We start from the raw sequence: 20,064 nt of genomic DNA, 5'->3' as shown, positions 1-20,064 counted from the left end.
ACCCACTTCCTTCCTTACAACTGAAATGATTTCGATTGGAGAAACGCTTTACATGCACTAATCCAGTGCCTTTCTGAAAACCGCTCGTGCTGTAATCCTGGGATCGAATAAAGCTGATGTTGTCCTCCTTCTACGTTACATTGCCGCAATTGATGATAAAGTGCGACGGTCTGTTCATACGGACAACGTGTATCTTCTTCTCCATGAATCAGCAACAAATTGACACGCGCAAGCGCCTGCACATACGATACGGGACTGCGGTCAGACAACTTTTCCTCATCAATCAGCATGTCCCCCATCACTTCTAAGAAGTAATCTTTCATGTATGGCATTGCGCCATCATAAAGTGCACGTAAGTCATTGAAGCTTGCAGCTGCCAAGACATTCGTCCACATGCTAGGGTATTTTCCAGCTAACAATAGTGCCAAGTAGCCCCCATAACTCACACCGTATAAGCTCACTTCATCGTACTCAGTTAACACCGTGTCAGTAAACACAACCATAGATGATGCATCCACACCTCCCCAATCATGCTGCAACACTGTCTCATAGTGCTTTCCAAAACCTGTACTACCTGGATAATTGACGATAAAGATGGTATACCCAAGTTGCTCGCACATCGTTATGAATGGGGAATAAGATTCGATCACATGATTGTGCGGTCCTCCATGTAAATAAATCATTGCTTTCTTTTGATCTTTCGGTCCCACGACAAAATAAGGTACTTCCAACTGTTGATACAGAAACGTACGATGCAAAACATCGTCATTTACATGTGATGGTACATCATCTGAGAATGACGTGTACAGCAAGGACGGGCACGTCATTGTCGACTGACCCACACCAAGCATCATTTTTGTATGGAAACAAAAATGAACGACTTCAAAAACCCCGCGCCTCTGCCCACTTTTTATTTGCAACTGACCGGTAGAAGAAAAAACGGCGATGCACTGTCTTCCTCGTTGAAATCCACTCACGAGAATATGCCCTTCATCATCTACTACAAACTGACTGACTTCTTGATAATTCACCTCAAGCTTGTATCGCCTTCCATCGTTAAGATCATATACGACTGGCTGGATCGTCTCGTCCTCATCTATCTCCTCCACTCCAAATAACTGTTGTTGTAAACATGTCATCGTTGGAAATAAAAATTCTTTCTCTTTGACGATCTGCCATTGGTCACTAAATAAAAGTTCGCTATTTTGTTGCTGTCCCATATACAATAATAACCGTCGTTGTCCCCAATCAAAAAAAGCTTTCCGTACATTTGACGTTGCTTCATGTAAGACAGTCATTTCATTTTTATCAAGATGATACAACATCGTCATCGTCTTTTGGCTCGCTTGATGATATGTGGAACAAAGCAACCATAACGCCTCTTCCCACATAGACAAATCATGAACACGTAAAATAGCAGGCACCTCTTGTGATACGTTATCTACTTTGGTTTCAAATATTGTCAGCACGTGTACAACTTGTCTATGTGCACGCTTTGTCAGGTAGACAAACACATCGTCTTTCACCCATTTTGAATACACGATGTCCCCACCAGACTGCGTAACAACATGTTTGTAAGAAATCGTATCATCTTCATCTATATCACCAATTTGTAAATGACGCTCGTACAAGGCAACGATTTTTTTCCCTTCATTATTGCACTTTGCCGCTATGAACAAGTTGTCCATCTTTCTCCTCCTCGTTTCGAGCGAACCAATTCACGACTTTATGCCATCTATATTGTAGCTTTTTGTCATCTAACAAATGATGCCGCGCAAGCTGTTCCACTGGGAGATGTTGCATCATCGCGTTGTGCAATTTTTGATCAGATGTGCACTCGTACACTTGCATGAGCAGCATGCCTAATTCATCTGAGAAACATTGGCGCCCGAGTGCCTCCATCCCATACTGTTGTGCCGTCTCTACACTTCCTATCTCTAACTCGCTACGAATCATACACGCATACACCGGTGCATAAAAAGTATTGGTTTCGTGTTGAAAAGACGCCATCTTTTGCATCAATTTTGCTGCTTGCTGTTCATATTTGTTCTTACGGTACAACTGATACAAGTTGATCAACGTCTGTACGTACAGCAATGGGTCTAACGATTGTTGCTCACAACTGCTTAAAATCTCTTCCTCCATTTTTATTGCCTTTTTTACATTCCCTTGTAACGCTTCGATAAATGCTCTACCATTCATCACACAACACCATTGAAGCATCATTGTCTCTTTTATAATGATGTCTTCAATCTGATCATAAGCACGTAGCGCTAGTGAACAATCGTTTGTATCTTTTGTAGCCATTTGCGCAAATTCGAACCAAAGTTGATAAGCACCATCAAAGTGAAACGATGGAAGTTGGTGCATGTATTCATTTGTTAATTCTTTTCTCTGTACATGCGTTTTAAAGCCCCAATAATTCAGTAAATCCGCATCCGTCTTTCGTTGCTCATATTTCTCTTGTAAATAAATGAAGGCATCCATTTTATCTAGCTTGTGTATGGCCGCGCATAGTTGAATCTCATCCTCACGTTGAGATTCACCTTTGACTAAATACACTGTGGGAGGGGCACTCATGCGAAACAATAACCGCCACAACATCGTCCAATCATGTGCAGTCAATTCAGTATGGATATTTACGATGATTGGTGTCTGCCGATCACATACTTGATAAAAAGTCAGCGGTGAACTTAATACATCAAATATATTCTCTTTATTCCCTTGACTCAATTGTGCATCAAGCGTTGCAAACGATAACCCACGACCGATGTGGAGCTCTCGTCCCTCTAATTGAGAAGGATCCTCTACGCAAAAAACGCCGCCTTCTCGTCCTTCATATGAGAATAACTGCTCCATGTTTTCCCTCCTCACCGTGCCCGTAATACAGCAATTCGGTCACGTGACACTTCTTGAAAGCCAACAGCACGCATCACTGCTTTTGATCGTTCATTTGTCTCATCTGTTGAGGCAATGACCTTCCTGTAACCAAGCGCCTGTGCTTTCTTTGTTGCATGAAGTAACAAACGCTTTGCAAGCCCTTTGCCACCGTATTCTGGTGCCATCACGATATGTGCAAGCAAAATCACACCACTCATATTCGTTAATACGACAAAACCAATCCGCGTCGTTTTATGCGATAGTGTTTGACAGACGACAACCTCTCCGTATGACCCACTTTCCATATCTATGAGTAACTTCGTTGCTGCATCCAGTGAAGGACAAGAAGGGTCACTTCTCCATAAAAGTGCGGCAAATTCGGCAGATAACAAAGATTCTTCTCGTACAATGTACGCGGGTGGATAGGATGGTGCATCTTTTTTTACACTCGCGAGGGACAAGCGGTATTTTACGCGATCGACACCCCACTCCACTTCATCTGTTTGCGCAGGCCAATCGTCCGTATATTGACTTGGAAATATATATATAGATGTCTCCTCTCGCTTTTTCTGTGTCATTTCCTGCAAATGCGCAAGAACGATATGATGTTTTTCAGTCGTGAACGATGATTGCCAATAATCATAGACAATCGTCCCTTTTTGATGGTGACGAAGCATATCCACCTCATCGTGAATTTGTTGCCACTGTCTTTGTTCGTTCTCCTTCATCATAAAACAACAAGCCCCCTTCCGTACTGTCATTACTTAACGGTAACGTCAAACCCATTTGTAATCGCGCTAAAAATGAATAAATCCCTAAATAACCCGTCATATAGTCAATTACATGACTCATTTTGTCTTCTCCAGTCCAGCAATATTGTCCATCCACAATATCAGCCACCGCAAGTAATCGTTTTTCGATTAAACGTAACTTCCGGTCAATTGCCACTTGGTCACCAACCACTGCCCGTTTTGCCGCAATCAAAAAGTCACCCTCGCCAGCCATGCCGTGACATTGATTGTTCACTTGAACAACATTTGACTGTAACACAGCATTCACTGCACCCACAGCTAGCGCCCTCGTTTCTTCTTGGTCATCGATTGACAACACCGATAACAAAAATTGCCCAATGCCCGCCGCCCCATTACACCATGACGTTTGTAGCGACGTATCACGAAGGGAAAATGTTTTGGGCCAAACAACCGCACTCGTTTCTGTCTTGATCGCAGTCCGATCCAACGTATCAACGATCCGTTCGACACATTCCTTATATTTCTTTTCATTCGTTTCCTTGAAAAGAGCCACAAGAAAAGTACCAATGCCAGCAATCCCATGAGAATAGCCTAAAAAATATTGCCTTTTTTCCGCTGAAATTGGCGTCGGCCAAGCGATACCGCCGTTCATTTCCTCTGCCGATGACAAAATTTGATCTGCTCGTGCACGTGCACGTTGCAATAGGCGCTCATCTTTTGTTATATGGTACACATGTAGCAACATGAGTCCGAGCCCTGCTAATCCGTGACTCACGTTCGCAGTGTAACAAGGCTCATCCGCAATTGTTAGTGCCAATTCAACTGCTTTTGTCTGTAATTCCGCGTTATTGGCATAGTGACTCGCATCTGCCAATACCCATGGCACAGCGCCGTAACCGAAGTATAAACCAACTGGTGACACACCTTTTACAAACGGATGATGCCGTTCTAACCACGTATAGACATGCAAACTATATTGAAACAACATCTCATCTTCTGTAACTTGTCCCATTTCATGAAAGAAGTGCATCACACCGGCTAACCCATGATTAAAAGTAGCCACATGCCACTGATCTGACAGAGAATTGTCAGGCAACAGCTGATCAATACGTTTAAAATCCATTTTTTCATAGATAGATGTGCAAAAGCTTGCACCTTCCATCCTTACATAATTCGATAACTTCTCTCTCTCTTTTTGTTCGGCAACCACTTCTTCCATCACTGACAAACCCGACTCACATAAGTGCTTGAACGTTTTTTCTTCAATACAACGAGCAAGTGAACGGACCTTTTTTATCGTTTCTGTAAAAGGGATGACGCCGAAAAACGGGTCTGTTCCAAGAGCCAAGTAAACGTCAATGGCACCTAGCGCATAACGATCCCGTGCTGTCATATTGATATGGCTCAACACTTGTTCATCCGGAAGCGCATAACCTGGGGTCAACCCATCAAAAAGAGGCTCAGCAGACGACTGATTACACGCAAGCTCTAAATCAATAAACCGCACTGTGAAGTCTGGCAAAACCATTACATTATTTGGTGTTAAATCCCTTAAAATCACTTTATGTTTATGCAACGTTGCAACAGATTGGTGCAAATGATCTCGAACCTGTTGCATCATTTGAATGGACGTTTCTTTCAGTGGTTTTTGAAACAAGTCCTCCGTAAATTTGCGCAACGTCACGCCCGGTAACTTCTCCATCACCATATATGCATGATCACCATACTGGAAATACTCATACACTTGTGGTGTCACATCCAGCCCTCGACATTGAACTAAAAGGTCATATTCATGCTTTAAACGTGCGCGTGCATCTCGACCATCCAACCCAGTCATCATATGCGCACGTGTTTCTTTTAACACCACCTCTTTGTGAGAAGACGTATCGACAACAAAGACACTCCCTTTTGCGCCCTTTTTCAGTACTGCGCGAACAACCAAACCTCTCTTGGCAAAAGGATTGCTTTGCTGAGATAAAGACGACTCTCTTTCTTTCTCGTGTAACTGTAATGCAGGTGGAAGTTCAACCCAATCTGGTATCGTTACAAATGGTACTCTCCGGTCTTCTTTCATTTCTCCATGCTCATCATGCAATCCCGCTTTTCTTAATTGGCTATAACGATCGTAAAATCTCATGTGCGCAAAAGCGCCATACCGATAGAAAAGACACTGACTATCTTTATACCGCATGTCCGTCACAATCTCAGGACCAAAAAAATGACTTGTCCGCTCATATAACTTTTCTAGTAATTGCTCAAATACAGCTTCTGATCTTGGATAAATCGTTAAAAACTTTCCTACTTGGACACGATCTCCCTCTCCTAGCAGAAGCTTTACGACACCTTGTTCGTTAGACGGAATCTTCCAATCTACCCTCTCATTTAGTAAGAAGGGCGCTACTTCTTGTAAAAAAGATTGCACTTGCGGCAGAATGATCGACAAATGTATTTTCCAGCCTTGTTGCGGTAACTCATATGTATGATTGCTAAAATAAAGCCATTTTTTATCTCGAACTATTTTCATCGGATCAACAACTTTCTCACTAAGAGAATGAAGTAAATACGTATAATGTAATTGTGACTTCGCCATGCTTCATCTCCCTTCCCACTTTTCGATCTTTCAGAAAAATAGAGAGGGGATGACTCCCCTCTGTTTTACAAAAAATTAGCGCTCGATCACAGGGCCACCACTCGTCCATGAGCAAACCGTACAAAGGCTGACATCATGAGTCACATTCTCTTCTTCTACGAAACCAACTTTCAAAAGATCCTCCGGCGTCATAACTTTCACATCAAATGTCTTTTCCATGATAACCCCTCCAAAAATTTTTTTCGGATAAACTATTAAGAAAATGTCTTAACATAACGCTCATCCGTTAATCACATTGTAATTTAATTCTACTTTATTGGCAAGTATTATTTTAATATTTTTCTCTCTAGTTGAATAGAAAGATTTCTTCTCCTCTCATGCATACAAAAAACAGCTCCCTTAAAAGAGCTGTTCCTCCCTACCCGAATAAAGGTCCGTAAAATGATCGAATCCACTCACCTGCATATACACAGACGAAACCAATGACAATCGACCAGAAGGTGACACCGATAACTGTCCAAAAGATTGCGTATCCCTTTGTCACCCGTAACGCAACCGCAGTGATTGCACCAAGGTGGCTACTTAATAAAATTGGCGCTAGAAAACCGACACCAGCCATGCCATAGCGATCTAAATAACGCTGTGTTCGCTCTGTTCGTTTGCTCACTTTTTTAGGTAGCCCTTTTCTTTCACGACGACCCTCTAACCAAGTTTGGATCTTTTCACTTAGTAAAATAAATATGACCACACCTATACTATTTCCAATCATTGACAGCACCACTGTGGCAACTGGTGGTAAGTTTAAAAAAACAATGCCCGCGGGAATCGTGATAATATATTCAACTAAAGGCAAGCTGCTTGCAAATAATATCACAATCGCCGTCCATAAAGACATATCTTCCATCAGATCCCTCCTTATGAAATTTTCCTAATAATCAATCAACACACCCCCATAGAAAGACGAACCTCTTAACAGAGGCGCGTCCCAACGGCTAGTCGTGTCAATTCAACTAAAATCTTATTTGTCCCGTTCCCATGAACATGACGACAATGACAAGAATGGTTGCCACAAAAAGAGGAATAATTGTTCGTTCACCACGCTGCTGCTTTCCAATCGCGACCTCCATGAAACCAATCATGGTCACCGCCAAAATTCCTTTGATGACGAAAAAATACGGGAAGCCAAGATGAATAATCATACCAATGCCCGAAACAAGCATAATCACGTAAAACAACCGCAAAATCATATGAAATACTTTTGATACTTTATACTTACGAAACAACGCAAATAAGTACGCGGCAAAAAATAACACCGCAAAAATAAACCATGCGCCTTCATGAGAAGCAGAAAAGATCTCTGCCAAACGTTTCATATCCACAAAAATCGCCCCTTTCTATTTTTCATTATACAGACTGGATAGTGAAAACGCTATTTAAAACTAAGATTTTTACCGTCTTCTCGTCGAAAACGTAAATAAGAGAGAAGCATCGCCACACGCCACGGGACAAGCATACCATATGCAAGTAAGAAGAACATCCCTGAAAGCTCTTCTGGATTCAATTCTTGTCCTAAAACAAGACGTAACACAATACGAAGGGCAAGCAAACCAACGAGGATAAACACAAATGCCTTCGAACGTGTTAAATAAATGTCGCGCCCTTTCCGCTCGAATTTGGATGTATAAATGAGTACGAGTGAAAAAAGCATCCCAACCCCAAGAGCTTCAATGACATAAAACAAAGATGGCCTCGTTGGTTCATATAAAAACATGAGGAATCCTGTTGACATGGCGAGCGGTGGGATCATAATTTTTTTTGCAGATGTGGGTCTTTTGGCAGCTTTCATTCTAATAAATAACGCCACACTACCCATAAACACCGCAATGATGATGGGCACAACAATAAGCCAACCGTTTGTTTCCATCCATTCACCCTCCATATGCGCTTTTTAGTAAAAGTGGCGCCTTGCTCTGCAAGACACCACTTTTCAAATAAAACCCCATTAAAATAACGGTGCAATAAGTGCGTAACCGATAATGACTGTAAATAAAATCATCATGTGATTTAATGAGAAAACAAACATCGCAGTCGCCCATTTTTCAGGTGCCATCTTTCGGTATCCAAAAACGCTTAGGACGAGCCACGCAGCACTTAAAAATAGTGCCGTATATACAAGCACAAAACTAATCGACATAAATAAAAAGCTTGCTGCCATTAACGCAACCAAATAAATATTTGTTTGTATATACGTACGTTTATACCCTTTGACAACAGGTAACATCGGCACACGCGCCGCTTTATATTCATCATGCCGGCGAATTGCAATCGCATAAAAATGCGGCATTTGCCAAATAAGCATGATCACAAATAAGCCTAGCGCAGCTGGATGGAGCAAGTCTGCTGAAATGGCACTCCAACCGATCAAAGGAGGCACAGCCCCTGACAAACTTCCAATTTCTGTATTGTAAATGGTGCGTCTTTTTGACCACATCGTATACGGAACTACGTATAAAAATAAGCCAAGCAAGCCAAACAACGCCGCAAGAGGTGTTGCGAACGCTAACACGATGAGCCCAATCAGCGACATCCCGGTCCCAAGAATGAGGGCATTTCGAGGTTGCATTCTCCCCGTCACAGTCGGTCGGTTTTTCGTTCGATCCATAATGGCATCAATATCACGGTCATATATATTATTAAATGCGCCGGCAGCACCGATCACAAGCGCGGAACCAACCACCGCAAGTATGACTTCAACAAATTTCTCCATCAATCCAAATCCTTGAATGTATAAGGCGAGGCTCACCCCCGCAAACATTGCAATGACATTTGATTTAATAATTCCTGTCTTAATTGTCTCTGACAAGACGCGAGAGAAAGCCTGCTTTGGCGCAACAAGAGAGGTGCTGTGAACTTGCTTCTCTATTTTTATTGTCCTCATGATGCCTCTCTTCCTCCTGTCTGTTTCTACCGTTTTTCCCTAGTGTATCATACATCGTCTCTATGACTACGTATGCCAAGCGAATCTTTCGACTTCCTGTCACGAATTTGTGACCAATTCATGACAACTTCTTCCTATATCACTTTTCTACACATCATTTTCATTATACGCTTTTTACCGATTTCTGCAAGTCATCACTTATTCTATTCAAGAAAAAAACACTTGACATTGATAATGATTCTCATTATCATTCTAATTGAGAACAATAATCATTTAAATGAGGAGGGCACAATATGAAGAAGAACTTTATACTGATGAGTGTTGCTGCATGCTTTTTGCTTGCCGCTTGTAACCAACCATCTACTGCTAATCATCAAACGAACAATCCAAGTACCTCACCAACAGAAGAAACATATGCGATCACCGATTTTACAGGAAAAGACATTGCTTTAAAGGAAGCACCCAAGCGTGTCGCTGCCCTTAGTAATGGCGACATGGATATCATTTACGCACTCGGGGGACACGTTGTGGGACGACCAACAGCCCATGGACCTGTGACCATTCCTGAGGCAGAAGAAGCTGCAGAAGTTGGTTCAACACACGAAATCAATCTTGAAAAGCTTGCATCCGTCGAACCTGATATCGTGCTCGGCAATGCACAAATGAATCAAAAAGATATTCCTTCCGTTGAAAAAATCGGGGCAAAAATGGTGCTTACTGAAGCTCAATCTGTTACAGATATTCAGTCACAGATCACTTTGTTCGGGGAGCTTCTTCAAAAAGAAAAGGAAGCACAGGAGTTAAATGAAACGATGAACAAACACATCAGCAATCTTAAAGAGCGTATTGGGGAAGAACAAATTCGTACCCTGCTCGTTTATGGCGCACCAGGTACATATATGGCCGCCCTTCCGAATTCTCTTTCTGGTAACCTTCTTGAACTTGCTGGTGGACAAAATATTGCAAGTGACTTCCCTCGTCTAGATGACTACCCACAGTATGCACATTTAAACGTCGAACGCGTCATTGAAGCAGACCCACAATATGTCCTACTCATGAGTCACGGCAATCCCGAAGAAGTAAAAGAAGGATTTATGAAAGAAATGTCACAAAACCAAGCATGGAATGCGCTAGATGCGGTGAAGGAAGAGCGTGTCTTCGTGCTACCAGCAGACTTATTCGGGACAAATCCAGGTACACGTGTTACGGAAGCACTCGACTTTCTCGTGAAATTGTTTGAACCCTTTGAAAAGCAGCCATGAATGTCATCAAGCGTTCCAAAAGAAGAAAGTGGAGTCTGATCATTGCTGCACCACTACTCATAAGTGCCTCTTTATTTAGCCTTTGCTACGGAGCCGTTTCAATTCCCATTAATGAAGTGTGGCATGGCCTTACCCGAGCAGAACCGTCCGTCTATCAAACCATTATAGTTGATTTGCGGCTTCCACGACTGCTCATCGGCTTACTAGTAGGTGCCTGTCTCGCCGTCGCTGGCGCATTACTGCAAGGGGTGATCAAAAACCCCCTGGCAGATCCAGGCATTATTGGCGTCACCGCGGGAGGGGGATTGCTCGCGAGCATTACAATGCTCATCATCCCACAAATGAGCCATCTCCTACCCGTAACCGCCTTTATCGGTGCGTTTATTTCGGCACTTGTCATTTATTTACTCGCTTGGGATCGCGGTGCATCACCATTGAAACTTATTTTGGCTGGGGTTGCCATCAACGCTTTATTAGGTGCGTTTCAAAGTGGGCTCATGGTCCTTTATAGCGATCGCGTCCAAGCCGTGTTACCGTGGCTTTCTGGTGGGTTAAATGGACATAGTTGGCACCACTTTGAATTTATGGCACCTTATGCTTTGGTCGGTTTACTCCTTTCCATATTTGCAATTAAACCAGCAAATTTGCTGCAACTTGGCGACGAGTCAGCAAAGTTACTCGGACAAAAAGTAGAACGACAACGATTTTTACTCATTACCCTTGCTGCCTTTTTAGCAGGCGTTGCGGTGAGTGTTGCTGGATTGGTTGGCTTTGTTGGACTCGTCGTCCCGCACACCATCCGTCTTTTACTCGGCGGCGACTATCGCTACTTGCTACCAATGTCTGCCTGCGGCGGTGCTATCCTTGTTGTATTCGCTGATACCATTGCCCGATCTGCGTTTGACCCAATTGAATTACCAGTTGGCATTTTATTAGCACTGCTCGGCGCACCATTCTTTTTATTTTTACTAAAGAAGCGAGGGATGACGGCATGACAACGGCAATCGAAACGGAACACCTCACTTTCCGAAACGGCCACTTTACGCTTCGTGACATGAACTTAACCATTCCTAAAGGAAAGGTAACTGCGATTGTCGGTCCAAACGGTTCTGGCAAATCTACGCTTTTACACATTATTGCAAGGTTACTGAAGCAAACATCTGGGGACGTCCGCGTAGAAAACATGTCGACCACTAGACTGACTACGAAAAGTTTAGCAAAACGCCTCGCGATGATGCCGCAATGTAAACAATCTTTACCGAGCATGACCGTAAAGGAACTCGTTTCTTTCGGACGTGCCCCTTACCAGAAATGGTATGAAACAGGCGCTTCCAACGGTGATCGCGATATTGTTAACTGGGCATTACAAGTGACCAACACAAAAAAACATGCTCATCGCATGTTCGATACACTATCGGGTGGCGAACAACAAAAAGTGAGAATTGCACTCGCACTCGCTCAACAGTCACCCATTTTACTCCTTGATGAGCCAACAACTTATTTAGACATTGCCCATCAACTCGAAATGATGAATATGTTAAAAAGCATGAACAAACGTTTTGGTTTAACGATCCTCATGGTTTTACATGAGCTACAACAAGCGGCCGCTTACTGTGACCATTTAGTCGCTTTAAAAGAAGGTCATATTGCCGCGACAGGACAACCACAACAAGTATTAACGGCTCGTTTTTTAAAGGAGGTTTATCACATTGACGCAAAAGTCGTTTTTTCTGAAGGTTACCCACTCATTATTCCATTGACACAGTCTTATTGTCATTTAGAAGCCGTAAAAACCATTTAAACTAGAGGAGTGTGACCAACATGATCATTGTCACAAACAAAGCAACGTTAAAAAAAGGTAGCGGAGAAAAGCTGATTGAACGTTTTAACAAAGTCGGTAAAGTTGAATATATGGATGGCTTTCTCGGGTTAGAAGTATTGCATACGCAAAACACGAAAGACTATGATGAAGTAACCATCTTTACACGCTGGCGTACAAAAGATGACTTCAAAAATTGGACGAAAAGCACCGCCTTTCGCGAAGCCCATTCTAAACGCGAAACACCTGACTATGTGCTAGACAATAGCATCTCTTTTTACGATGTGAAAGTCGTGCGCGAGCCACGGCAAGTGGCAGCGTCGGGCAGCATGTAATGCCCTTTAAAAAGCTGTATGCACGGGAACGTGCATACAGCTCTTTCTTATTCATTTGCGTTCATTTTAGGTTCGAGTGTCGTTTCTAAACGCTCATTCTTCATCTCGATAATATACCTTTTAAACAACCGCTCTCTCCCCCCGTGCAAGTCGTACCATGCTTGTACACGTGCCACGTGAGCTTTGTCACTCCTCACTTTCCTTTCAATCTCCTCATACACTTTATCACTTTCATATTCCCAAATCGCAAATATCTCTGTATTTTCGTCACACATTCTTTTCATCCAACGGCCAACAAGTTTAGCACCATATTTCTGTTGCGTCGGTAAATTTGTGGTTAAAAAGAAGTGATTGAATGACGAAACGAACTCATTCTTCACAACATAGTATTTTCTTCGATAGAACATCATGATCACCTCCAATTTTTACTCACTGTAACACAATAACTACCCATTGATATCAAAAAACGCACTTCCCCCTTCAAAAAGTAGGTGTAAACATGGTACGATAGGAAGCGACAGTATTACTTAATCTAAAAAGCATTTGAAAAGGAGCATTACCAAATGTCTAAAACACTTATTTTCGGCCATAAAAATCCAGACACTGATACAATCTGCTCAGCAATTGCTTATGCTGACCTTAAAACACAACTAGGGGCACATGTCGAAGCAGTTCGCCTTGGCGAAATGAATGGTGAAACAACGTTTGCCCTCAACTATTTTCAAGTAGAAGCACCACGTCTCATTGACAAAGTAGCCTCGCATACAAATGAGGTCATTTTAGTTGACCATAATGAACAACAACAAAGTGCTGATGATATTTCTGATGTCGTTGTGACAGAAGTAATTGACCACCACCGCATCGCTAACTTCGAAACAGCGGGACCCATCTATTGCCGAATTGAACCAGTTGGCTGCACCGCCACTATTATTAAAAAGATTTATGAGGAAAATCAATTAACGATTCCAAAAGAGATTGCCGGGCTCATGTTATCCGCGATCATTTCCGACTCCCTTTTGTTCAAGTCACCGACGTGCACTGAACAAGACGTGCAAGCGGCACGAGAATTAGCGACGATTGCGGGTGTCGACGCTGATAGCTACGGTTTAGATATGCTGAAGGCTGGTGCAGATGTCTCGACGAAGTCTGTTCAACAGTTACTTACTTTGGACGCAAAAATCTTTACAATGGGTGACTTCAAAACAGAAATTGCGCAAGTCAACACCGTAGATCCAAACGATGTGCTCACCCGCCAAATGGAACTCGAAGACGAGATAAACAAACTTATCACGGCAAAGCACCTCGATTTATTTGTCTTCGTCATTACCGACATTTTAGAAAATGACTCGGTTGCGCTTGTCCTCGGTAAACAAACTGCTGCGTTTGAACAAGCGTTTGAACAAAAGTTGACGAATCATACCGCGCGACTTCAGGGTGTTGTCTCTCGTAAAAAACAAGTCGTTCCACCCCTTACAAGCGTTCTTTCGCAAATGTAAATATACACAGGTGTCGGCGAGTCTATATTCCGACACCTTCTCTATGTCAATATCGCTTTACATGAAATTTACATTTTATCGGAAAACAAGAAAAAAGCCTGTTATGAAAGCGCATACTACTTTAATTTGGCGAAGTGGCAACAAATCCCTTCAAAACAATACTTGACAGCGTTTACACACAATTCTACAATAATCGAGGGAGACAACTCTCCTACTACATAACCATAGGGGGATTTGACGTTGAAGAAAAAACTATTAGGTGCCTCTTTCGCAGCTTTTGCAGCATTGATGCTTGCAGCTTGCGGAGGAACTGACAATGAGGGCACAGATGGCTTTGAACCAGAAGAAAAACTGAGAGTTCAGTTTGTTCCATCACAAAATGCAGAAACCCTTGAAGCCACAGCAAAACCTCTTGAGGATTTGCTAGAAAAAGAACTTGGAATCCCTGTAGAAGTAGGTATGTCAACTGATTACACTGCTGTCACCACCGCTCTCGGTGCAAAGCAAATCGATGTAGGCTTTTTACCACCGAATGCATACGTAGAAGCAAAGAAACAAGGTTATGCCGAAGTCATTTTACAATCGCAACGTTTTGGTGTCAATCCGGAAGATGGCTCACCTACAGATGAACTTGTAGATTCATATAAAGCACAAATCGTCGTTCAAGCAGACTCTGATATTGAAACAATTGAAGACTTAAAAGGCAAAACAATTGCCTTCCAAAATTCTTCTTCTGCTGGTGGTTATGTATGGCCTGCTGCATCCATGCTTGATGCAAAGGTCGATCCGCGAACAGACGTTAATGCGGTCGTTATTCCCGGACACGACTCCGCACTCCTCAGCCTGTTAAATGGTGAGGTTGAGGCAGCTGCAACTTTCCAAGACGCACGTAACCTCTTAAAAGACGATTATCCAACTGTATTTGAAGAGACACGTGTCATTGCGACGACAAAAAACATTCCAAATGATACCATCTCTGTTCGCTCTGATATGTCAGAGAAATGGAAAGACAAAATTGCTGAAGCTTTTATAGCGATCGGACAAGATGAAGAAGGCAAAAAAATCATTGACGCAGTATACACCCACCAGGGCTATACACGTTCTAAGGACGCTAACTTCAACATTGTTCGCGAATACGCTGAGCGCATTCAACAAAATTAATGTACACTGCATTAGTCCCATATACATGCGAGCCCACGATCATCGTTCGGGCTCGCTCACTATGGGCACGTGCTTTCTCTACATAACTAGATGACACGCTTATTTCACTTAGAAAGTTGGGGCACATATGATAGAAATTAAAAATGTATCAAAAACATACCCGAATGGAACAAAAGGATTACAAGACATTAACTTAACGATTGAACAAGGCGAATTTGTCGTCATCGTCGGCTTATCAGGTGCTGGAAAGTCTACGTTGCTTCGCTCGATCAATCGTCTAAATGAAATCTCCGCTGGCACAATTTCAATTGCTGGTGAATCTATTACCGCTGCACAAGGAAAGAAACTTCGTAAAATCCGTCAACGTGTGGCAATGATTTTTCAAAGCTTCAACCTCGTCAAACGCTCCTCTGTTTTACGTAATGTACTATCTGGTCGCGTTGGCTATCACGGTACATTGCGAACGATCTTAAACTTGTTTCCGAAAGAAGACGTCGAACTCGCGTTACGTGCCTTAGAACGCGTCAATATTCTTGAAAAAGCATACACCCGTGCAAGTGAGCTTTCCGGTGGTCAGCAGCAACGTGTCGCCATCGCCCGTGCACTCGCGCAAGAACCGAGTGTTATTTTGGCAGATGAACCGACTGCCTCTCTTGATCCATTAACAACGAAACAAGTAATGGATGATTTGAAGCGCATCAACCAAGAAGATAAAATTACAACGATTGTGAACTTACACTTTATCGATCTTGCCCGTGAGTACGCAACCCGCATTATCGGTTTACGCGCTGGCCAAGTCGTTTTTGACGGACCTGTGTCAGAAGCGACAGATGAGAAGTTTGCTGAAATTTACGGTCGTCCAATTCAGGAAGATGAGCTTTTAGGGGAGGATCTTGATGAAGCAATTAAACAATCTACAGATCAATAAGCCGTCACGCACAAAACTTTATGTAACGCTTTTGCTCATTGCTGCTGTAATCATCTCTAGCGCTTACTATATCGGGGCAAATCCAATCACTCTTTTCAAAGATGGTGCAAAAATGTCCTTAGTATTAGGACAAATGTTTCCACCTGATTGGTCACTTTTCTCACGGGCAACTGGACCCATGCTTGATACAATTCGTATGGCATTGATCGGGACAACATTCGGCGCAATTCTATCAATTCCTATATTATTGCTCTGCGCTCGAACTGTCGCTGGTTCTTCATGGATTTACCAACCTGCACGTATTTTTCTAAATACATTACGAACAATTCCTGACCTATTACTAGCTGCGATTTTTGCTGCCATTTTAGGATTTAACACCATGGCAGGTATTGTTGCACTTAGTATCTTTTCCATTGGGATCATAGCAAAATTATCCTTTGAAGCAGTAGAAAATATCGACCCTGGTCCCCTACAATCAATGACTGCAGTAGGCGCAAATAAAATCCAATGGATTGTCTTTGGTGTGGTACCTCAAGTGTTACCACAATTCGTCTCCTATGTGTTATATACTTTTGAAATTAATATACGAGCGGCAGCTATTCTAGGACTTGTTGGCGCTGGAGGTATTGGTATATTGTATGATGATGCTCGTAATTCTTTCAGTTATGACCAGATGATGTCACTCATTTTATATACGTTTATCGTTGTTATGATGATTGATTACATTAGCTTAAAAATCAGGGAGCGACTGCTATGAGTGATCTAAGAAGTAAGATTCAAAAACCCAAGAAACAGCGCTTTAAAACTGCACTTGTCGTTCTTGCACTATCCCTTCTTTATATATGGGGGTTTTCAGGCATTGACTATAACGGCATATCGGCCAACGCGACGAATATGGTGAAAGCCATTGGAAGTGGTTTCCTTGATCCTGATTGGAGCTATGTGTATCAACCTGGCAGCAACGACGATTTAATTAGTAAGTTGTTAGAAACTGCCGCTATTGCCATTGTCGGTGTATCTCTCTCCGTTCTTATTGCTTTCCCAATCGGTTTTTGGGCAGCACGTAATGTCAGTATGATGCGCGTTATCTCTGGTTCAGGGAAGTCTGTTTTGAGCTTCCTCCGTACATTTCCAGACATTGTTATGGCGCTAATATTTATTGCAGTTGTTGGACCAAATGCTTACGCTGGCATGCTTGCACTTGGTGTAAGTGCCGTCGGGATGCTTGGCAAGCTTTATGCGGAAGAAATCGAAGCAATTGATAGAGGACCAAGTGAAGCACTCATTTCCGCTGGGGCAAACAAACTGCAAGTGTTATGGTTCGCGGTCGTCCCTGAAGTGTTACCAGGATTTATTTCTGCAACATTATATCGCTTTGAAATCAACATGCGTTCTGCAGCCACACTTGGACTAATTGGTGCTGGAGGCATTGGTTATCCATTACTTACTGCCATCCAGATGCGCAATTGGGATCGCGTGTCTATCATTTTAATCGGCTTGGTCATTTTCGTCTTACTCATTGATCTCGCCTCAAGCGCACTCCGCAAACGCGTCGTATAATCACCAAATGTGGATCGGTTCTCTTAGGAGAAAGCCGATCCTTTTCAATATGCCGCGCCTATGCTATGCTCATTGTAATGATTATTCAATACAGGAGGAACAGCAATGTCTCGTATTCTTTTTATCGGTGCTGGTCGGATGGCAGAAGCGATGTTTTCTCGTCTACTCGCGCAACCAAAGCGCCTTTTTAAAACAATTTATATTAGCAACAACACAAACAAAACACATCTCGCTCATTTAGCTGAGCGGTATGACGTTCAGCCTATAACTAACTGGACAGATGTCGTAGACGAGGTCGATGCGATTATCTTAGCAACCCCACCTTCCACCCAACCTGAGCAACTACGAACGCTATCGCCGCTCATTCGAAATCAAATCATTATCACCATCGCTGCCGGCATTGGACCGAGTATCCTTGAAAACCACCTCCCCGAGGGAACCGCTACCGCATGGATCATGCCTAACACAGCAGCTGAAATTGGTGCTTCTATGAGCTTGTATACTTTTGGCAAGCACGTAAACGCGTCACAAAAAACGCTAACCGAAAATATTCTTGCCGCCATCGGAACATACGAAGAACTACCGGAGGAAGCGATCCACAATTTGACTGCCATCACTGGTAGCGCGCCAGCATTTGTGTATGAGTTTGTTCTCCAACTTGAAAATGCCGCCACTTCTTATGGCATTTCTCCTACGCAAGCACGCAAACTCGTTGTCGCGATGCTTCATGGATCAGCAAACTTACTTGAAAAAACAAACGATCCTGTCGCATTGCGCGATGCCGTCACAACACCAGGTGGTGCGACAGCAGCGGGATTACAATCCCTTGCAGATCACCAGTTTGGCGACATGCTCACAAAAGCGGTTGAAGCAGTAAACGCACATGCAAAAGCACGAAAAAATTAAACGGGCATCCTCAAATGAGGCGCCCGTTTTTTCCAAAATATAACCCATGACGTTTCAAGTAAACAATGAGTGCCACAACGACGGTGATCTCTGCAAATGGAATTGATAACCAAATTGTATGCACACCTAAGAAAAATGGTACTGTCAGTAAGAAAGCGAGCATGAAAATAAATTCTCGCGCTGCAGTAATCCACGTTGCCATGCCCACTTGACCAATTGACTGGAAATACGTCATCATGACAAAATTGACCCCCATCACGATGTAAGCAGTGAAGAACAAACGAATGCCGACAACAGCCAACTCTTTTACTTCCACTGGGAAATCACCGAATAACCCTACGATCGGTTTCGCCGCAAATTGACCAATTAAAAAGCAAACGACTCCTGCAAAAAATGCTGTACGGACGGCAATCCGCACCATTGCTTGTTTTTTGCCTTCTTCTTTTGCCCCATGAAAATAACTAATAATTGGCTGGACCGCAGAGCCCATCCCAAGAAACATCAGTAACATCACCGCGTGAACATAATTGACAACAGAAAATGCCGCAACGCCAACTGTACCCGCAAGTCTGGCAAACATAATATTGTGAGCAATCGTAAACGCAGAAATGCCCACCTCCGCTAAAAAGCTCGGGAACCCGAACGTCAATGTCTTTTTAATCAGTGCACGGTCGACACGGAACTTCACCCACTTTAAGTTACTTCGCTTCGTAAAGAAATGTCCAGACAACACGCATAAGCCTAACGTTGCCGCTACAATTGTTCCAAGTGCTGCCTCACGAACACCGAGTTCAAACACAAACAGTAATACATAATTAATCGCGACATTCGACAAGGCCGTTGTGACAAGTGCCGCCATCGCCAAATTCGGATTCCCATCATTCCGCACAAAGATACTAAACGCATTCTCTAACGTAAAGACAAAACCAAACATAAGAAACACCTTCATATATGCAGACGCAAACGGTGCCGTATCAGCATTTGCGCCAAGTGCATAAACAAGCGGCTCATGCAAGAGTAGTGCGGTCAAACCAACTGCGACCGTGCAGAGAACAATTAATGTCAGTGAATGGGTAAAAATAAACCGTGCTTCTTCTTTCTTCTTCTGTCCCATGCGTTGCGAATATAACGTCGCACCACCAATACCAAGCCAAAGCGACATTGCAACAAAAACGGTGTATACCGGCCCAGCAATGTTAACCCCAGCTAGCGCCACCGGGCCGAGCTTATTACCTACCATAATGCCATCTACAACCAAATTGACCGCTATCAAGAGCATTCCCACTAAGGAAGGCACTAAATAGCGGACAAAAATTTTCCCAACAGACTCGTGATCCAACGGATTTCGCTCTTCCGCCTTCGTCATTCTTTCATCTCCTAAACGGTACGTATCATGATATACCGTGTATTATTCCCCTGATGACAGAAATTGTATCA

At 43.0% G+C, this 20,064-nt stretch carries 21 protein-coding genes; 10 read left to right on the top strand and 11 right to left on the bottom strand.

Annotation, left to right across the window (positions count from 1 at the left end):
* Positions 1–14: 14 nt before the first annotated feature.
* From NSQ26_RS01335 to cyoE, 9 genes are all read right to left on the bottom strand, one after another.
* A complete protein-coding gene (locus NSQ26_RS01335; RefSeq protein ID WP_499718884.1) occupies positions 15–1,688 on the bottom strand; it encodes an alpha/beta hydrolase family protein in 1,674 nt (557 codons plus the stop codon).
* Complete coding sequence (locus NSQ26_RS01330; protein ID WP_499718883.1) at positions 1,654–2,859, bottom strand: hypothetical protein; 1,206 nt, start codon at positions 2,857–2,859, stop codon at positions 1,654–1,656. Before NSQ26_RS01330 ends, NSQ26_RS01335 begins: the two co-directional genes overlap by 35 nt.
* Before the next feature lie 11 nt (positions 2,860–2,870).
* Complete coding sequence (locus tag NSQ26_RS01325; RefSeq protein ID WP_499718882.1) at positions 2,871–3,611, bottom strand: GNAT family N-acetyltransferase; 741 nt, start codon at positions 3,609–3,611, stop codon at positions 2,871–2,873.
* Positions 3,565–6,222, bottom strand: coding sequence for a class III lanthionine synthetase LanKC N-terminal domain-containing protein (locus tag NSQ26_RS01320; RefSeq protein WP_499718881.1), 2,658 nt, complete (start codon positions 6,220–6,222; stop codon positions 3,565–3,567). The genes NSQ26_RS01325 and NSQ26_RS01320 overlap by 47 nt, the downstream gene beginning before the upstream one ends.
* 75 nt (positions 6,223–6,297) lie before the next feature.
* Entirely contained in the window at positions 6,298–6,441 is a 144-nt protein-coding gene (locus tag NSQ26_RS01315) for a hypothetical protein (protein ID WP_176763895.1), read from the bottom strand.
* Positions 6,442–6,640: 199 nt separating this feature from the next.
* Positions 6,641–7,126 carry a small multi-drug export protein gene (locus NSQ26_RS01310; protein WP_090776320.1) on the bottom strand — a complete coding sequence of 162 codons (486 nt, stop codon included), beginning with the start codon at positions 7,124–7,126 and terminating at the stop codon, positions 6,641–6,643.
* 106 nt (positions 7,127–7,232) lie between these two features.
* Positions 7,233–7,595 (bottom strand): YisL family protein, encoded by a 363-nt coding sequence (locus NSQ26_RS01305; protein WP_090776409.1) that lies wholly within the window; start codon positions 7,593–7,595, stop codon positions 7,233–7,235.
* 56 nt (positions 7,596–7,651) lie between these two features.
* The gene (locus NSQ26_RS01300) at positions 7,652–8,146 is read right to left on the bottom strand and encodes a CcdC family protein (protein WP_499718880.1); all 495 of its coding nucleotides are present in this window, start codon (positions 8,144–8,146) and stop codon (positions 7,652–7,654) included.
* A gap of 78 nt (positions 8,147–8,224) precedes the next feature.
* Positions 8,225–9,160 (bottom strand): heme o synthase, encoded by a 936-nt coding sequence (cyoE, locus tag NSQ26_RS01295; protein ID WP_090776322.1) that lies wholly within the window; start codon positions 9,158–9,160, stop codon positions 8,225–8,227.
* A gap of 293 nt (positions 9,161–9,453) precedes the next feature.
* On the opposite strand from cyoE, the gene NSQ26_RS01290 reads away from it, so the two are divergent.
* Genes NSQ26_RS01290 through isdG form a run of 4 tightly spaced genes read left to right on the top strand, consistent with a single transcriptional unit; the run spans position 9,454 to position 12,576 of the window.
* A complete protein-coding gene (locus NSQ26_RS01290) occupies positions 9,454–10,422 on the top strand; it encodes an ABC transporter substrate-binding protein (protein WP_499718879.1) in 969 nt (322 codons plus the stop codon).
* Positions 10,419–11,417: a FecCD family ABC transporter permease gene (locus NSQ26_RS01285; RefSeq protein ID WP_499718878.1), complete on the top strand. Its 999-nt coding sequence runs from the start codon at positions 10,419–10,421 to the stop codon at positions 11,415–11,417. The genes NSQ26_RS01290 and NSQ26_RS01285 overlap by 4 nt, the downstream gene beginning before the upstream one ends.
* Positions 11,414–12,223, top strand: a complete 810-nt coding sequence (locus tag NSQ26_RS01280; RefSeq protein ID WP_499718877.1) for an ABC transporter ATP-binding protein — start codon at positions 11,414–11,416, stop codon at positions 12,221–12,223. Before NSQ26_RS01285 ends, NSQ26_RS01280 begins: the two co-directional genes overlap by 4 nt.
* A gap of 20 nt (positions 12,224–12,243) precedes the next feature.
* Positions 12,244–12,576 carry a heme oxygenase gene (gene isdG, locus NSQ26_RS01275; protein ID WP_090776326.1) on the top strand — a complete coding sequence of 111 codons (333 nt, stop codon included), beginning with the start codon at positions 12,244–12,246 and terminating at the stop codon, positions 12,574–12,576.
* Between the two features lie 47 nt (positions 12,577–12,623).
* On the opposite strand, the gene NSQ26_RS01270 is transcribed toward isdG, so the two are convergent.
* Complete coding sequence (locus NSQ26_RS01270) at positions 12,624–12,983, bottom strand: NIPSNAP family protein (RefSeq protein ID WP_499719954.1); 360 nt, start codon at positions 12,981–12,983, stop codon at positions 12,624–12,626.
* A 156-nt stretch (positions 12,984–13,139) separates the two neighbouring features.
* Here NSQ26_RS01270 and NSQ26_RS01265 point away from each other — a divergent pair, with 156 nt between their 5' ends.
* The 6 genes from NSQ26_RS01265 to proC all read left to right on the top strand — a co-directional run bounded on the left by NSQ26_RS01265 (position 13,140) and on the right by proC (position 18,627).
* Positions 13,140–14,072 (top strand): manganese-dependent inorganic pyrophosphatase, encoded by a 933-nt coding sequence (locus NSQ26_RS01265; protein WP_499718876.1) that lies wholly within the window; start codon positions 13,140–13,142, stop codon positions 14,070–14,072.
* Positions 14,073–14,306: 234 nt separating this feature from the next.
* Positions 14,307–15,233: a phosphate/phosphite/phosphonate ABC transporter substrate-binding protein gene (locus NSQ26_RS01260; RefSeq protein WP_499718875.1), complete on the top strand. Its 927-nt coding sequence runs from the start codon at positions 14,307–14,309 to the stop codon at positions 15,231–15,233.
* Positions 15,234–15,360: 127 nt separating this feature from the next.
* On the top strand, positions 15,361–16,161 hold the full coding sequence (phnC, locus tag NSQ26_RS01255) for a phosphonate ABC transporter ATP-binding protein (RefSeq protein ID WP_499718874.1): 801 nt from the start codon (positions 15,361–15,363) through the stop codon (positions 16,159–16,161).
* Entirely contained in the window at positions 16,130–16,918 is a 789-nt protein-coding gene (phnE, locus tag NSQ26_RS01250; protein ID WP_499718873.1) for a phosphonate ABC transporter, permease protein PhnE, read from the top strand. Before phnC ends, phnE (NSQ26_RS01250) begins: the two co-directional genes overlap by 32 nt.
* Positions 16,915–17,721, top strand: coding sequence for a phosphonate ABC transporter, permease protein PhnE (gene phnE / locus NSQ26_RS01245; RefSeq protein WP_499718872.1), 807 nt, complete (start codon positions 16,915–16,917; stop codon positions 17,719–17,721). The genes phnE (NSQ26_RS01250) and phnE (NSQ26_RS01245) overlap by 4 nt, the downstream gene beginning before the upstream one ends.
* Positions 17,722–17,826: 105 nt before the next feature.
* On the top strand, positions 17,827–18,627 hold the full coding sequence (gene proC / locus NSQ26_RS01240) for a pyrroline-5-carboxylate reductase (protein ID WP_499718871.1): 801 nt from the start codon (positions 17,827–17,829) through the stop codon (positions 18,625–18,627).
* Between the two features lie 10 nt (positions 18,628–18,637).
* Here the strand turns inward: proC and NSQ26_RS01235 are convergent, their stop codons facing one another.
* The gene (locus NSQ26_RS01235; RefSeq protein ID WP_499718870.1) at positions 18,638–19,993 is read right to left on the bottom strand and encodes an MATE family efflux transporter; all 1,356 of its coding nucleotides are present in this window, start codon (positions 19,991–19,993) and stop codon (positions 18,638–18,640) included.
* Positions 19,994–20,064 lie beyond the last annotated feature (71 nt).

It is taken from the genome of Bacillus sp. FSL W7-1360, from assembly GCF_038592975.1.
In the GTDB taxonomy this organism is placed as follows: domain Bacteria; phylum Bacillota; class Bacilli; order Bacillales; family Bacillaceae_D; genus Shouchella; species Shouchella lonarensis.
Note: the sequence above shows the minus strand (reverse complement) of the source record. Positions and strands in the feature narration are given on the sequence as shown.